Origin of the sequence: Methylobacterium sp. Leaf469 (assembly GCF_001424745.1) — a bacterium.
Lineage (GTDB): Bacteria > Pseudomonadota > Alphaproteobacteria > Rhizobiales > Beijerinckiaceae > Methylobacterium.
The window spans coordinates 203,279-219,081 of sequence record NZ_LMRE01000043.1 but is presented as its reverse complement, the minus strand read 5'-3'; the positions used below and the strand labels follow the sequence as shown (position 1 = coordinate 219,081).

At 71.8% G+C, this 15,803-nt stretch carries 14 protein-coding genes; 3 read left to right on the top strand and 11 right to left on the bottom strand.

Annotation, left to right across the window (positions count from 1 at the left end; all coding sequences use genetic code 11):
* From paoC (ASG60_RS19175) to ASG60_RS19165, 3 genes are all read left to right on the top strand, one after another.
* A partial coding sequence (paoC, locus tag ASG60_RS19175; protein WP_082531839.1) for an aldehyde oxidoreductase molybdenum-binding subunit PaoC occupies positions 1–2,193 on the top strand: 2,193 nt, incomplete at its 5' end.
* 52 nt (positions 2,194–2,245) lie between these two features.
* Positions 2,246–4,456 carry an aldehyde oxidoreductase molybdenum-binding subunit PaoC gene (paoC, locus tag ASG60_RS19170; RefSeq protein WP_056387194.1) on the top strand — a complete coding sequence of 737 codons (2,211 nt, stop codon included), beginning with the start codon at positions 2,246–2,248 and terminating at the stop codon, positions 4,454–4,456.
* A gap of 151 nt (positions 4,457–4,607) precedes the next feature.
* The gene (locus tag ASG60_RS19165; protein ID WP_082502969.1) at positions 4,608–5,327 is read left to right on the top strand and encodes a RibD family protein; all 720 of its coding nucleotides are present in this window, start codon (positions 4,608–4,610) and stop codon (positions 5,325–5,327) included.
* Positions 5,328–5,392: 65 nt separating this feature from the next.
* Here ASG60_RS19165 and ASG60_RS19160 read toward each other — a convergent pair whose 3' ends face one another.
* The 11 genes from ASG60_RS19160 to ASG60_RS19110 form a co-directional block, all read right to left on the bottom strand.
* The gene (locus ASG60_RS19160; protein WP_056387192.1) at positions 5,393–6,124 is read right to left on the bottom strand and encodes an amino acid racemase; all 732 of its coding nucleotides are present in this window, start codon (positions 6,122–6,124) and stop codon (positions 5,393–5,395) included.
* 158 nt (positions 6,125–6,282) lie between these two features.
* A complete protein-coding gene (locus ASG60_RS19155; RefSeq protein ID WP_244476715.1) occupies positions 6,283–7,785 on the bottom strand; it encodes a hypothetical protein in 1,503 nt (500 codons plus the stop codon).
* 97 nt (positions 7,786–7,882) lie between these two features.
* Positions 7,883–8,164, bottom strand: a complete 282-nt coding sequence (locus tag ASG60_RS19150; RefSeq protein WP_056267523.1) for a hypothetical protein — start codon at positions 8,162–8,164, stop codon at positions 7,883–7,885.
* Positions 8,165–8,187: 23 nt separating this feature from the next.
* Positions 8,188–8,622: a lysozyme inhibitor LprI family protein gene (locus ASG60_RS19145; protein ID WP_056387186.1), complete on the bottom strand. Its 435-nt coding sequence runs from the start codon at positions 8,620–8,622 to the stop codon at positions 8,188–8,190.
* A 17-nt stretch (positions 8,623–8,639) separates the two neighbouring features.
* Entirely contained in the window at positions 8,640–9,596 is a 957-nt protein-coding gene (locus ASG60_RS19140; protein WP_056387184.1) for a hypothetical protein, read from the bottom strand.
* Positions 9,597–9,614: 18 nt separating this feature from the next.
* Positions 9,615–10,577 (bottom strand): hypothetical protein, encoded by a 963-nt coding sequence (locus ASG60_RS19135; RefSeq protein ID WP_056387214.1) that lies wholly within the window; start codon positions 10,575–10,577, stop codon positions 9,615–9,617.
* Between the two features lie 29 nt (positions 10,578–10,606).
* Positions 10,607–11,446: an OmpA family protein gene (locus ASG60_RS19130; RefSeq protein WP_082531838.1), complete on the bottom strand. Its 840-nt coding sequence runs from the start codon at positions 11,444–11,446 to the stop codon at positions 10,607–10,609.
* Between the two features lie 120 nt (positions 11,447–11,566).
* Positions 11,567–12,553, bottom strand: coding sequence for a serine protease (locus tag ASG60_RS19125; RefSeq protein WP_056387182.1), 987 nt, complete (start codon positions 12,551–12,553; stop codon positions 11,567–11,569).
* Between the two features lie 84 nt (positions 12,554–12,637).
* On the bottom strand, positions 12,638–13,789 hold the full coding sequence (locus ASG60_RS19120; RefSeq protein ID WP_056387180.1) for a hypothetical protein: 1,152 nt from the start codon (positions 13,787–13,789) through the stop codon (positions 12,638–12,640).
* A 44-nt stretch (positions 13,790–13,833) separates the two neighbouring features.
* On the bottom strand, positions 13,834–14,361 hold the full coding sequence (locus tag ASG60_RS19115; RefSeq protein ID WP_056387178.1) for a hypothetical protein: 528 nt from the start codon (positions 14,359–14,361) through the stop codon (positions 13,834–13,836).
* Positions 14,358–15,770: a hypothetical protein gene (locus ASG60_RS19110; protein WP_056387176.1), complete on the bottom strand. Its 1,413-nt coding sequence runs from the start codon at positions 15,768–15,770 to the stop codon at positions 14,358–14,360. Before ASG60_RS19110 ends, ASG60_RS19115 begins: the two co-directional genes overlap by 4 nt.
* Positions 15,771–15,803 lie beyond the last annotated feature (33 nt).

Here is a 15,803-nt window from a genome sequence, read left to right as displayed (position 1 = left end):
ACCCCCGCCGGCCAGAACCCCATCGACCAGCTCAAGGTCGTCGGAAAGGCCACCGACCGGATCGACGGCAAGTACAAGACCACCGGCACCGCCCCCTACGCCTACGACTGGCACGATCCGCAGGCGAAGCTCGCCTACGGGGTCGTCGTCGGCGCCACCATCGCCAAGGGCCGGATCGCATCAATGGATCTGGGCGCCGCCAAGGCTGCTCCGGGCGTCGTCGCCATCGTCACCGCCGAGACGGCGGGCAAGCTCGACAAGGGCAAGCTGAACACGGCGAACCTTCTCGGCGGTCCGCAGATTCAGCATTACCATCAGGCGGTCGCCGTGGTGGTCGCCGAGACCTTCGAGCAGGCCCGCGCCGCCGCGGCCCTGGTCAAGGTCCGGTATTCCACCTCGAAAGGAGCCTTCGATCTGGCCGTGGCGAAGGCCGGGGCGACAGATCCGGGCGATGTCCAAGGCAGTCCATCCGCCACCGCCGTGGGCGATTTCACGGGCGCGTTCGCGGCCGCGCCGGTGAAGCTCGACGAGCGCTACGCCACGCCCGACCATGCCCACGCGATGATGGAGCCCTGTGCGTCCGTCGCGTCCTGGGATGGCGACAAGGTCACGGTCTGGACGTCGAACCAGATGATCGACTGGGGCGTGCGCGATCTGGCGCTGACCCTGGGCGTTCCCAAGGAGAACGTGCGCCTCGTGTCGCCCTTCATCGGCGGCGGCTTCGGCGGCAAGCTGTTCCTGCGGTCCGAGGCGCTGCTCGCGGCGCTCGGAGCCCGCGCGGCGGGACGGGCGGTGAAGGTCGCTCTGACGCGTCCGCAGATGTTCAACAACACGACGCATCGGCCGGCGACCCTCCAGCGCATCCGCATCGGTGCGACCCAGGACGGCAGGATCACGGCCATCGGTCATGAAAGCTGGTCGGGCGATCTGCCGGAAGGCGGTCCCGAGGCGGCGGTCCTGCAGACCCGCCTGCTCTACGCGGCACCGAACCGGATGACCGCCCTGCGCCTCGCCGTGCTCGATCTTCCCGAGGGCAATGCCATGCGCGCGCCAGGCGAGGCTCCCGGCCTGATGGCCCTCGAGGTCGCCATGGACGAGATGGCGGAGAAGCTCGGGCTCGACCCCATCCGGTTCCGTGAGATCAACGACACCCAGGTCGATCCGGAGAAGCCGTCGCGTGCGTTTTCGCAGCGCAGCCTCGTCGAATGCCTGCGCCAGGGCGCAGAACGCTTCGGCTGGGACAAGCGGGGCAAGCCGGGGCAAGTCCGCGACGGGCGATGGCTCGTCGGAATGGGCGTGGCCGCAGCCTTCCGCAACAACATGGTGCTGAAATCGGCCGCCCGCGTCCGGCTCGATTCGAAGGGCATGGTCACGGTCGAGACCGACATGACCGACATCGGCACCGGCAGCTACACCATCATCGCCCAGACGGCCGCCGAGATGATGGGGGTTGGCCTCGACAAGGTGATCGTCCGGCTCGGCGACTCCACCTTCCCGGTGTCCGCCGGTTCGGGCGGGCAGTTCGGCGCCAACTCCTCGACCGCCGGCGTCTACGCGGCCTGCGTGAAGCTCCGCGAGGCGGTGGCGGGCAAGCTCGGGGTCAATTCGGCCGACGCCGTGTTCGCGGACGGGCAGGTCCGTTCTGGCAACCGCGCCGTCCCACTCGCCGAGGCGGCGACCGCGGGAGATCTCGTCGCCGAGGACGCCATCGAGTTCGGCGATTTCGGCAAGACCCACCAGCAATCGACCTTCGGCTCGCATTTCGTCGAGGTCGGGGTCGACGTGGCCACGGCGGAAGTCCGGGTACGCCGGATGCTCGCGGTCTGCGCCGCCGGGCGCATCCTCAATCCGAAGACCGCCCGCAGCCAGGTGATCGGCGGGATGACCATGGGGGTCGGCGCCGCCCTGATGGAGGAGCTCGCCGTCGACACGAAGCGCGGCTACTTCGTCAACCACGATCTCGCCGGCTACGAGGTCCCGGTCCACGCCGACATCCCGCACCAGGAGGTGTTCTTCCTCGACGAGGTCGATCCGATGTCGTCGCCGATGAAGGCCAAGGGCGTGGGCGAACTCGGCATCTGCGGCGTCGGCGCCGCGGTGGCCAACGCGATCCACAACGCCACGGGCATCCGCGTGCGGGACTACCCCATCACCCTCGACAAGCTCTTGAACCGCATGCCCGACGCGGCCTGAGCGCCGCGACGGGAGACAGCATCGCAACAGGCTCAGCGCAGGGTTCGGTGGCATGAAGTTCGAGACACCCGCGGGCCAGAACCCCATCGACCGGCTGGTGGTCGTGGGGAAGCCGACGGACCGGATCGACGGTCCGTTCAAGACGACGGGGACCGCCCCCTACGCCAACGACTGGCACGACCCGCAGGTGAACCTCGCGCATGGCTTCGTCGTGGGCGCCGGTATCGCCAAGGGCCGGATCCGCTCCGTCGACACGTCCCGTGCGGAGGCCGCCAGCGGTGTGCTGGCGGTCGTCACGGCGCGGAACGCCGGCCCGCTCGACCGGGGGGCGTTCTACGTCGCCCGGGCGCTCGCGGGGCCGGACATCGACCATTACCATCAGGCCGTCGCGGTCGTGGTCGCCGAGACCTTCGAGCAGGCCCGCGCCGCCGCTGCCCTCATCCGGGTCGATGCGGTCGCCACCCCGGGCCGCTTCGAGCTCGCGGCGGCGAAGGAGACCGCCCCGGTGCCGAAGCCCGGCCAGTTCGGCGGGCCGACCGAGACGCAGGTCGGGGATTTCGAGGGTGCCTTCACCGCGGCGGCCTTCCGGGTCGACGAGACCTACACGACGCCCGACCAGACCCACGCGATGATGGAGCCGCATGCCTCCGTGGCGTCCTGGGACGGCGACCGCCTCACCCTGTGGACCTCGATTCAGCAGATGAACTGGGGGGTGCGCGACCTCGCCAAGACCCTGGGCATCCCGAAGGACCGGGTCAGGTTGGTCTCGCCCTACATCGGCGGGGGCTTTGGCGGCAAGGGGACGATCCTCGCCGACGCGGTCCTGGCGTCGCTCGGGGCCCGGGCGGCCGGCCGCCCCGTCAAGGTCGCCCTGACGCGGCCCCTGATGGCCAACAACGTCACCCACCGTCCGGCCACGATCCAGCGCGTCCGCATCGGCGCGACCGCGGACGGGCGCATCACCGCCATCGGCCACGAGAGCTGGTCCGGCAACCTCGCAGGCGGACGCCCGGAGGCCGCCGTCGTTCCGACCCGGCTGCTCTATGCGGGCGCGGCCCGGATGACGCGCCTTCACCTGGCGCAACTCGACCTCCCCGAGGGCAGCGCCATGCGGGCGCCGGGCGAGGCCCCCGGCATGATGGCCCTGGAGGTCGCCATGGACGAGATGGCGGAGAAGCTCGGGCTCGACCCCGTCGCTTTCCGCGTCCTGAACGACACCCAGGTCGATCCCGAGACGCCGGAGCGCGCCTTCTCCCAGCGGCAGCTGGTCGAATGCCTGCGTCAGGGCGCCGAGCGCTTCGGCTGGGACCGGCGCGTGGGCAAGCCCGGGCAGGTGCGGGACGGGCGCTGGCGCGTCGGCCTCGGCATGGCCTCGGCCATCCGCGGGGCGCCGGTGACGAAGTCCGCCGCGCGGGTTCGGCTCGATGGCCGCGGCGTGGTCACGGTCGAAACCGACATGACCGATATCGGCACCGGCACCTACACCATCATCGCCCAGACCGCGGCCGAGATGATGGGTCTGCCCCTGGACCGTGTCGTGGTTCGGCTGGGGGATTCGTCCTTTCCCGAAAGCTCTGGCTCGGGTGGTCAATGGGGGGCCGCCTCCTCGACCGCCGGCGTCTACGCGGCCTGCATGCGCCTGCGCGAGACGGTGGCGCAGCGCCTCGGCATCAATTCCGCCGACGCGGTGTTCGCGGACGGCCTCGTCCGGTCCGGCAATCTGAGCGCACCCCTCGCCGGGGCCGCGAGCGGAGGCGATCTCGTGGCCGAGGACGCCATGGAGTTCGGCGACCTGACCAAGCGATTCGCGATCCAGACCTTCGGCGCCCACTTCGTCGAGGTCGGAGTGGATGTGGACACCGCGGAGATCCGGGTCCGGCGGATGCTGGCGGTGTGCGCGGCCGGGCGCATCCTCAACCCGAAGGCGGCGCGAAGCCAGATCATCGGGGGCATGACCATGGGCATCGGGGCCGCCCTCATGGAGGAACTCGCCGTCGACACGAAGCGCGGCTTCTTCGCCAACCACGATCTGGCCGGGTACGAGGTCCCGGTCCATGCCGACATCCCGCACCTCGACGCGATCTTCCTCGACGAGGTCGATGCCGCCGCGACACCGCTGAAGGCCAAGGGCGTGGGCGAGCTCGGCATCTCGGGAGCCGCGGCGGCGGTCGCCAACGCCATCCACAACGCCACCGGCGTTCGGGTGCGGGACTATCCCATCACCCTCGACAAGCTCCTCGCGCGCCTGCCCGACGCGGCCTGAGGAGAGGCGCAAAAAACGGCGGCAGATGTCGGGACGTCGGGTTGCGATCCGGGCCGAAAGTCGACCTTTCGGACCGGGCGCCGCGGGTCATGGCCAGCGAACCGCGTGCTATCTGACACGACCGTAACCCGAGAACAGGCGAAGGCCCGCCATGCGCCCGAGAATCATCTGTCACATGGGAAGCTCCATCGACGGCCGGCTCCACCCGAGCCGGTGGACACCGCCGGCCACGGGTATCGCGGACGGCTTGGTCCACCGATACTACGAGGAGACCGCCGCACGTCTCGGGGGCGAGGGATGGATCGTGGGCCGCACGACCATGGCGGAGATCGCCAAGGGACATCCCCGCCTGCCGTCGGCCATCCCGGCCAGTCTGCGCCGGACCCATCTCGGCGACCGCAAGGGCCGCGATTTGGCCGTCGCCATCGATCCGCACGGCAAGGTCCATTACGGGCGGGACGATGCCGGCGGCGATCACGTGGTGGCGGTTCTCGGCGAGGGCGTCTCCGACGCCTACCTCGCCGAGCTTCGGGAGGACGGGGTCTCCTACCTGTTCGCGGGGCCGGAGGGCCGGGACCTGTCCGCCGCCATGGACACCCTGGGTGCGGCCTTCGGCGTACGGACCCTGCTTCTCGAGGGTGGCGGCATCATCAACGGCGCCTTCCTCAAGGCCGGCTTGATCGATGAGGTCAGCCTTCTCGTCTCGCCGGCCCTCGACGGCCTCGCGGGCGTGCCCACCATCTTCGAGTATCACGGCGAACCGGGCGAGCGACCGGCGGCCGGAAAGGCGCTCCGGCACCTTCAGACCGAGACCCTGGAAGGCGGCACCGTCTGGCTGCGCTACCGGGTCGAGGACGCCGAAGACGCCTGATCGCCGCGCTCGGGGGAAGGCCGTGCGCCTGGGCGGACGGGGCCGTCTGCGCCGCGCCAGCGGGCTCAGGCGGCACGGGCCAGTGACGGGCCCGCATCGTCTTGCAGGCAGATCTGCACGCAGGCACGGGCCAGGGCTTCGGTGGCATCCACCAGGGCCGTGCCCAGGGGACCTTCGACGGAGGCCAGCGCAACCGGGATTTCCGTGCATGCCATGACGATCCGACTGCACCCGGCCGCCATCAGCGCCTCGGCCTGCCCGGCCAGGATCGTGTGCGCTTCTGCCAAGTGCCCGCCTTTTGCCGAGTGCCCGGCTTTCACGAGGCGGATCGCGCGCGTCACTTCGGCCTGTCCCGCGGCATCGGGTGTCCGGCACGTGAACCCGCGCGCGGCCAGACGCTCCCGGTAGATGCCCGCCGCGATCGTGCCACGGGTCGCCAGCACACCGATGCGATCGCCCATTCCGCCGGCGAGGGCGTCCGCCACGGCGTCTACGATGTGGAGGATGGGCAGCGACGTTTCGGCCTGCAGGGCGGCGTGCCAACGATGCGCCGTGTTGCATGGGATCGCGATCCGGCGCGCACCCGCCGCCTCGAGCCGCCGCAGGGTGTCGCGCATGGCCGGGAAGGGATCGGGCCCCTCGCCGAGGATCGCGGCCGTGCGGTCGGGGATGTCGGCCGCCGAGCAGACGATCATCCGGATATGGTCCTGATCGCAGGCGGCCGGGGTGTTGCGGACGACCTTGCCCATGAAGTCCACGGTCGCCATCGGACCCATCCCACCAAGTACACCGAGCATCGCGATCTCCCCTTGTGCGGATACGATGCGCCGCGTCGGGGCCTGGGGTCCAATGCCGTCTCGGACAGCCCTATTCCGATCCCGCATGAGGACCGGCCGGCGCAAGCTCGCGGCACCGGATGGGGGCGGGGTGGGCCGCCCCGCGATGCCCGCCCGGATCAATCCGGCTGCGAAAAGACGCTGGCGCCGATGAAGGCCATGTCGCGGTCCGGCTGCGGCGGGTCCTTCCGTGAGCCATAGGCGAAGAACAGCCGCCGGCTTCGCCCGTCCTCGCCGATGAGCGTCAGGGTGTGGTGGTCGAGGGCGTAGCGCCCGCCCTCGGGGGCACCGCGTCGGCTCATGGCCGAGCCGGCGCCGGAGGTCGCACCCGAATTGACGGCCCCCACGGAGCCTCCGCGCCCATACGTTCCGTCCGCACGAAACGCGTACCGGCTCGCCACGGACACCATGACGTCGCCCCCCATGGCGCTGTTGCCGCCGCCCGACAGGCGCCGGTAAGTCCGCGCGATAGCCCGCTCCCCCGCGTCGGCCGGATAGGCCTTGAAGAACGAGCCGCCCTGAAGCGTGTTGTCCTGCGGTTTCCCGTCCGCCCCGGTGAGGACGAACCGATTGCCCGTGCGGCTCCAGCGCCCGAACCGGCGGGGTTTGGCGATCCGCTCTTCCGTCAGATCGACATCCTCCAGGGCCGCGTCGTCGATCTCGTAGCTGCTGCCGTCGCGAAACAGGATCAGCGGCTCGTACTCGATGACCACCATGCCGCCGACGCCGACGCCCGTGGCGGCCCGGAAGTACACGCCCTCGACGGCGGACCAGTTCGCGGTGTGGCGCGGCTCGGCCAGGGGCGCGGGGCTAGACACAACCGCGTCGGCAGCGGGGACGGGCCGCGGCGCGGTGGCGCCGGCCCGGCCCCCGGCCGAGTCCGCATCCGGGGCTGGTCCGGCGGAACCGGGCCGGCGCCCTTTCGGAACCAGCCCCTCGTCGGTGAAGGCAACGCTCCGCAGGGACGCCACCGGGATGAAGTCCTTCGACAACCCGGCCAGGAAATCGGGCACCAGCCCCAGGCGCCGGGCCGCCTGCCAGCCAGCATGATGAAGGACCGTGCGCAGCTTCACCTGTTCGGCGAAGGCGGCGCGGGTGGCGGGTCGCGACAGGGGCGGCTTGCCCGCAATCGGCTCGACCATTCGGCGCCGGATCGCCTGCAGGGCAGTGGGGCTCGGGTCGACCTCGACGTTGTTCGCCACCATCCACTGCAGGACGATGAAGGCCGTGAGCACGTCGCCGGCATCGTCTGCCCGCAGATCGGTCTGGGTGAGGAAACTGCGAAAGATCGCGTCGTAATCGTGTTTGGCCATCTCGCGTGCGACTTCGACCGCGGCGATGGGGTTCGTCGCCCGCAAGGCCTGGATGTGCCGGCCGATCGTGGCGGCCCGCAGCTCGGCGCTGGTCGTGAACGGAAGGGCCGCGCGGCGGACCGGACGTTCGGCATCCCCCCGGGGCAACCGTGCGGTGTCCTCGACGGACTGGGCGCCGATCGCCGCATCGAGCCCCTGAAACTGCTGCTGCTGGAGTCCCTGCAGGATGCTCGCGCCGACATCCTGCGCGAGGGCCCCGGACGGGAGCAGCGGGAGGAGGGCGCAGACGAGGCGGATCGTAGGGGTCATGACGGGCTCCGTGTTCGAGATCGGGCGTTCCGGCGTCCAATCGGCGTGTCGCCGGGCCCCGCGAGTGCCACGGGTTCGGGCGTCACGGGTTCGGGCGTCACGGCCGCCCGCGCGGGTCATCGGTGCAACGGCGCCAGGCCCGCTGAAACCCGGCGTCGCCGGGCCGCCCGTAGCACCAGCCCTCCGCGATGAGCCGTCGGTCGACGACGTCGCGCCGCGCACAGGCATCGAGGGTTCGGGGATCGCCGCCGCGCCCGCCCCGGCAGGCCGCGTTGAGGGCCGCCCAATCCTGGAGGAGCGGCGCGCGCGCATCGGCCGCCTGCCAGGCGCGGGCGTCGGTGGCACCGAGCGAGGCGATCAAAAGAACGAGCCATCTCATGGGGGCGTCCCTCTTCCTCGACGTCAATCGATTCCAGCCAAGTCGCCGAGCTCGGCGGTGCGGCGCGCATCATGCACGCGCAGGCAGGTCAGCACGGCTTGGTTGCGGCCGGTCCCACCCGTGAAGGCGACCGGGACCTCCGCCTCACAGCGCAGGCGCGCGTAGATGCGCCAGGCGCGCTGGGTCCGCTCGAGGGTCTCACGCGCCGCGGGCCGTTCGGCGTCGGAGATCGTGGGACTGTGCGCGATGGCCGCCCGCGCCTTCGCCAGGGCCTGCCGGAGCCGCCGGGCGCTTCGCTCCGTCAGGGTCTGCAGGCAGGCGATGCGGCTCTCGGCCTCCCGGCATTGCGCCGTCGTGCCGGGGATGTCGGTGAGGTCCGCCTCTGATGCACCGGTTGCGAGGACTGCCGTTCCGAGCCACAGGAACGAGCCTGTGAGAAGGACTGCCGGACGGATCATGACGATGCTCCTCGGGTTCAGCGCACTGCGATGGACGCGGCGATGCGATCGATCCGCGCGAGAACGTCCCGCTGGTCCGCACCGGCGAGGCCGATGACCCGCAGGTACCCTGCGCCATCGAAGCGGATCGTCTGGTGCACACCCATCATCCGGCCGGACCGTGTGTCGCTGCCGGTTCCGCGCAGGCGGACCACGGCCGCACCTCCGAGGGTCGAGTTCTTCTCGTCCGTGACCGCGATGTCCCGCACCTCGCGGATGGTGCCCAGGGCCTTGCGGGCGAAGGCGCCTTCCTGGCCGGGCGCGACCGGAACCTGGCCCAGCGAGGGCGCCACGATGACGATCGCCTGCTCGCCCTCCGGATCGATGTCCTTGGGGCCGTCGGTGAGCAGAAGGGCATTGCCCATCAGGGTGCGGACCGGGCGGAAGCCCGCCAGATCGCCGACGGAGTAGGGCAGGGCCGCGATCTGGTCGGCGACGTTGCCGGGTGCCCGGAACGCGATCGTCCCGAGTGCCGCCTCCACGGCCTTGTCGGGCACCTGCCGGCGGGCGGCCTCCGGGACCTGGACGGTGACGAGGCCGGTGCCGGCTCCACCCCGCACCACCGCGATCCACTTGGTGTAGGCGAGGCCGTTGGCCGATTGGCTGCCGCGCAGGAGCCGGCCCTCGCCCCCTGTCACGGACAAGCCCTCGCCCGTGCCCTTCGCGACGAAGCCGGTCGGTCCGAGGGCCTCGGGCGTGAATTTGGCGACGAGCTGTCCGTAGGCCTCCGCCGGCATCTCGATGATGACGATCGAGGCGCCGGAGGGGTGCTCGAACCCAGCGAAGGCCTTGGCCGGAACCATCCCGGGCGGCGGAACGAGACCGACCGCTCCGGTGGGCGGAAACGTCGCCTCGGCGGCATGGGCGGGAGCTGCGAGAAGGCCCAGGAGGGCGAGCAGCCGCAGGACGGCGTGGCGGGAGCGCGGAAACGACATGGGCGGGACTCCGGGGCTTCAGCGCGTCGCCACACGGCTGATGACGAAGATGTTGCCCGAGAACTGCACCTGGCCCGGCGCGCTCATGTGCTCCAGCATCAGGCGCAGGTTGCGGCCGAGACGCGCCGAATCCGAACGGGTCTCGTACCAGTACTCGGCCGACGCGCCGCCGGAGCGCACCGGACGGTGGTGCTCGTAGCAGCGGAAGGCCGCCATGTATTCCTCGGCCGCCTGGACCTCCTGGGCCGAGAAGCCGCTCAACTTCACGGTGTAGGCCGTCGGCAGGCCGCCGCAGGCCTCGCCCCCCGGAACCGCCGCGGGCGCACCGCCCGCGAGGGGCGGGGCGGTGAAGGCGGGGCCGCCCGCGTCGGTGCCGCGCCGGGGCGCGACGACGCCGTCGAGCTTCGCCGTCAGGGCCGCCGCGACATCGGCCGCGATGGTCTTCGCCTCGGCCCCGACCCGCTCGAGGAGGCATTCCCGGTCGCAGCCCTGGGGCAGGGGCGGCAGCTGCACGCCGGCGACCTCGAAGGCACCGAGCGACTGACCGGTCCGCACGTTGAGAAGGCGACCCGGAATGCGCACCTCCGGCCGCACGATGTCGGAGTAGGCGGACTTCGAGGCCGAGGCGTAGACCTGGAACACCGCCACCACGTCCACGGGCGGGTTCTGTACGGCGCGGGCGACCTCGATCAGCTCGGCGTCGCGCCGCCGGACACGGTTGGGCTGGGTGAAGCCCATGGCCACGGCGGTCTCGTCGTAGACGTTGTAGCCGCGCAGGTTCATCGTCTCGGACAGTTCGGTGATCACCCGCTGGAAGATGCGGTTGCCGCGTGGCACCGAATCCTCGTCGGCATCTTCGCCCATCACCACGATGTTGGGCTTTGCCTGCGCCTGGGCCGGCGTGACGAGCCCGGAGAGACCCGCCGAAAGGATCGCGGCGAAGGCGGCGGTGCGGAACACGGCGGTCCGAAGTAGCGGCATCATCTCTCTCCTGAGTCTCGGGGTCGGGGTCATTCGGAGCAGGCTGGCGGCGTCGGCGCCGCATCGAAATCGTCGAGGTCGAGGGTGACCCTGAGGCGCGGATCGGCGGGGGACGGGCCGCCGCAAGCCGTTTCGGCGACGGGCACCACGAAGCGCAGGACGCCGGTGCGAGCGGGCGCGATCAGGCTCACCTCGACGCGGCGGTTCACCCGCGCGAGCGGCGCGGCCGGGTCCTTCAGGCGGCTCGGCCCCCAGCCGTGGACGCGCAGGCGCCCCGGTGCGATGCCGTAGATCTCGACCAAGTGGGCTTTCACCGCCCTGGCCCGGGCCAGGGAGAGACGCCGGTTGTGCGGGGCGGCCCCCGCCGCATCGGTGTGGCCGGCGATGAGGAAACCGTGACCGGCGAGATCCGGCGAACGCAGCGCCTGCCCCAGGGGTTCGAGCTGGATGCGCGCTTCGGGCGTCAGGCGCGCGCTGTCGTAGGCGAAGAATACGGTGAGATCGACCGAGCGGCCTGCATCGACACGCAGGGCCGGCCCGCCGTCATCGGGCACGACGGCCCGCACCGGGGCACCCGGGTTGCCATCGGCGAAGGGCGCAAGGGACCGGATGATGGCGGTGGCATCGGGGTTGCGCACCGCCCCCTCCGCCCGCTCGCTGACCCCGTCACGCGGCGCCGCGTCGGGTCGGGCGCCTGGCACTTCCGTCAGCGGGTTGGCGCGGGCCGCCTGACCGAGCAGGGTGGCGAGGGTGAGGGCCAGGATCAGTCCCGCGCGTCCACAGCGCGCGCGGGCAGCGCGATCGAGGGCGGCGGCCTCGGTGAGCCGCACGGGCTCAAGGTGGCGGGCGGGCGCGTCATCGATCCGCATGGGGTCCGATCCTCCTCATATTCGGGGCCTTGCTCCCGCCCCGCACACCCTGTCCGTGGACGGACCAGAGCGGTTTTCGCCGCCCGGCCCGGTGTGATGCGTCGAATTTCCTGGCGGCGATCAACGACCGCGCAGGATCGCGTTCATCCGATCCGGATCGAGGGCGCCGTCGGCGGCGGCAGCCGGTGCCGCAGGCGGGCGAGGTGGGGTCGCGGCGGCGCTGGCCGCAGGGGTCGTGGCCGCGGGCGGATGCCCTTGCGTGGCGGCGATCTCCGCCAGGATGCGACTCTTCCCGAGGATCGCCGAGAGGCGCGTGGCGTTGTTGAAGCTCGACGGGTCCTTCGGGTCGAGCCCGCCTTCCTTGTGCAGCGCGACGCCCGCCACGGAGGCGTCGAACATCAGCGAGCCCGAGGAGCCCCCGAGTGTGTCGCAGCTGTGGCGCAGATCGGGTCCCTCGCCCTGATCCTTCACGGCGAAGCAGCGAAAGCGGCTCATCACCTTCGGCCGCCCGAGGGGATGATGGATGACGAGCATGGACCGGTTGCCCGACACCGCCGCACCGGAGAGCCGGGCGGAGCCGTAGATGGCGGTCGGGTTGCCGGCGACGCGGGCGAGGGCGAAATCGAGGCGCGGGTCGAATTCCAGGGGGTTCGGATCGATGTCGAAGCGCCGCGAGCCCTGCCCGTCCAGGGTCAGGTAATCCATGAGGATCGACGCCTTCACCGGGGTCAGGTCGCCCGCCTGCGGCAGGCAATGGTGGTTCGTCAGCACGTAGTCGCCGGGCAGCAGCGTGCCCGTGCAGGAGGCGCCGACGGTCTGGCCGCTGCGGGTGTTGCGCAGGACGATGTCCACCCGGCCGATCGGGCGGGCAAGCGCCGCGAGCGCGTCCTTGGGGTCGAGTTCGGCGATGGGCTCGAACGCGCCCTTGTTGCGGTCGACATAGGAGGCCGCATCGCCGGTGGTCTGTCGCAGAGGTAGCTGGGCGCGCCCATAATCGGCGGGATCGAACCCGACGCTCTGGGCTTGCGCGCCCTCGGCGACGGCGAACGTCAGGATCAGGCAGGTTCCCCGCAGGATCGAGCGGCGCGTTCGGCGGCTCTCGGCCATCCCTGTTCTCCTCTCGGCGACGGCGTTATGCCCGCCGTCCGACGCTGCGTCAAAAAGCGACGGCTGCGACCGGTGATTGCAGCATCACCGTCGCAACGCGTGTTCGAGACGATCCGACGCGCTCGGCACGCCCGCCTCCGATAGGGCTTGGACCACGTAGACGAGGTTCTGGCGGCTGCCCTCCCGCAGGAAGTAGGCCTGCGCCCCGTCGGGAAGGCGCACCGGCGGCAGGGCGGCGGCGGCCAAGGCCGGGTCGACCGCGAGGCGGGCGCCGGGTCGCACGAGGCGAAAGGCGAGGCCGCACAGGTCCGGGGCGAGCCGGCTCGCGCGCAGGCGTCCGCTCGCTTCCGACGGAACGGCGCGACGCTCGGGCGGATCGGCACCGAACGCTACGCGCCGGCACGAGGAGCCCGCCGGCGCGACGAGTTCCTCGACCTCCACGCCTGGCGGCGGCGCGCCGCCATCCGGCAGGGTGGCCGGTCGAGCCTTGACCGCGTCGACCTCGGCAAGGGCCGGGGGGGCCTCCGGTCGCTCCTTCGTCGGATGGCCGTCGAGCGCCATGAGGATCGCGACCAAGGCCGTCGCGATCACGAGACCGGCCGCGACGGCAGGCGGCGCACGACGACGCCGGCCAGCGGTGGCAACGGTCGGCAGGGTGCCGCGCACGAGCGCAGCGAGGGCGGCCGGGATCGATGCGGACGGCAGGATCGCCGAAGGACGCGCCCTCGGGAGAGCGCGGAAGATCCGTTCGGCCTGCGCGGCTTCGGGACCGCTGGGGAGAAGGACGTAGAGGTCGGCCCGCGCCGCCTCGGTCATCAGGTCGCGGGAGCGCTCGATCTTGTCGAGGAGCGCATAATCGGCGGCCAGGACAGCGAGGTCGAGATCGACGGCGCCGGTCGCCCAGACCACGAGATCCGCCTCGGACGGTTCGGGGGTCAATCGAAAGCCGTGTGCGACGAGGCCGTGGGCGAGGCAAACGGGCACCTCCCACGAGCGCCCGGCGTCGAACGACCCGCTGAGGCGCAGTTCGTAGGGCCCGGCGGTGATGCCGGGTAGGCGGGACAACGGGCCGCCTTCGGCCGCGAGCCGCGCGTAATCCCCGGACCAGGGCAGGGGGCGGTAATCGCCCACCGCGAAGGCGGCTGAGGTCGGCAGGCCGGGGCGCGCAGTCAAGCCGCGCAGCACAAGCGGGCCGCCGGTCGTCGGCACAACCACGAGAACCGAGGCCTGCGTCATGCCGGAGCGCCGATCATGCCGGGGCGCCGATCATGTGCGCGACGTCATAGGAGGAAGGCCGCACAGGCCGGATCCCGCAGCATCGCCCCGAGGCGAACCGCCTCCGGGACCGCCGGATCGAGGGCGAGGAGGATCGCGCCCTCGATGGGGGGCGGCAGCGCGACCCGTAGGGTCTCGTCTCCCAGGATCACCTCGATGAGGCGTGGCGACCGGGCTTCGCTGCCCCGGAGGATCAGGAGCGGCGGAGCATCCTCCATCGCGGCCAGGATTTCGAGGGTGAAGGCTCCGATGCGGCGCGACGCGACGGGGCCGTCCGAGGCCGCGACGGCGAAGGGGGCGTGCGCCATCGCCTGGCTGGCGAGGAGCGCGCGGTAGCGTCGGGCCGTCCCGGGGTCCGCCCGGATCGCCCGGACCGTCGCGAGATCGACCGGGCCGCCCGGATCGCGGGTGGCGTGAGCCCAGAGGGCGGCGACGCCCGGCCGGGTGGCGGGCGTCGCGGCGCGCGCCAAGGCACGCGCCAAGGCACGCGCGGCGTGGATTTCGGCGAGCAGCCGGGCCGCTTCGTCGCTCATGCCGTCGCTTCCGCCACGTAGGCTTGCGCGAAGGTTTTCGCGAAGATGTCCCGGTCTGCCGTGAAAGCCGGCTCCAGGGGACGGTGGCGCACCAATCCGGCGATCGCGCGCTGGAACCGGTCGATCTCTCCGGCGAGCCGCACGAGGGCCGAATCGGCGGCGGCGAAGCCTTCGGCCAGACGGGCGGGATCGTCGAACCCGGCGCGCCGGACCCGCCGGATATCGGCCCGAGCGGCGGCCAGCGCGTCACGCGTTTCCGGTGCGAGCCCTTCCGCCTCCGCCGGGACCCGGAGTGCCGCCGCGATGCGCAGCATCCGGTCGAGATGCGCCGCCAGCGCAGCGACCCGCTCCGCCAGGACCGAATAGGTCTCGGCCTCCGTGCAGGCGACCCGCTCGGCGAGATCGGGGCCGCCACCACCACGCCGCAGGCGGTTGGACAGGCCCGCCTGGACCCGCCCGAAGCTCGTGGCCCGCAGCGCGGTGAGCGGACGGGTGCGGTGGAACGGCTCCAGGCGCAGGAGATCGGCGAGATCGTCGCGCTCGGCCCCCGTCAGGATCTTGGGGCCTTCCGCCAGGCCGGCGAGAAGATCGACCAGGGTCTCGGCCGGGTCGCCCGCGACGAGGTCGGCCAACGACGCATCGAGGCGCTCCTCCCACCCCACATGCGCTTCGAGGGAATCGGCCGCCGTCAGGTTGTCGAGGCCGTTGCGCAGGCCTGCCGCGGCCTCGAAGGTGACGAAGTGCTCGGCGATGGTGCGGAAGCCCGGCCGTTCGCCCTGTTCCATCTCGCTGCACCAGAACGCGAGGATGTCGTCGTCGTCGAACTCCGCTCGCCCGCGCAGGTAACCGAGGAGCCCGCGGAAGCGTCGCTCCAGGGGCGCGAGCGGCAGATGGGCGTTGCGGTAGGCGGCGAGGTGGCGGCCCAGGCGCTTGCCCAACAGGGGGGCCGCGTCGCCATCGGGCGTCTCGGCGAGCTCCCCGAACCAGCCGGACAGGAGAGCGAACTGCCCGAGATCCTCCGCCGTCAGCAGGAACTCGGCCAGCGCCAGCAGGCGTGCGAGCCCGGCCCAGGTGGTGCGCCAGCCCGCGCCGTCGGCGAAAACGAGGCCGCGTTCGTCGGCGCAAACCCCGTCCGCCCGCGCCTCGCCGAAGCGCGCGGCGATGGTGTTCGGCCTGGCGAGACCCGGATCGAGGGCGAGGGAGACGAGGTCGCGTCCGTCCCGGGCGGACGTGAGCCGGGCGAGGGCACATAACGCGTGGGCGAGGTCCCAGAGCGGCTTGTCGCGGTTCGGCCGCACGGCGCCGGTCACGACGCGCGCGAGCCAGGCCCGATCCTCCCGGGACAGGTCGCGCCCCTCGCACACGTTGGCGAGGTCGGCCGCGCATCGCTCGTCGTATCCGCCGGTCATGTCCCCGCCCGATCCCTTCCGCGATGTCCCGGA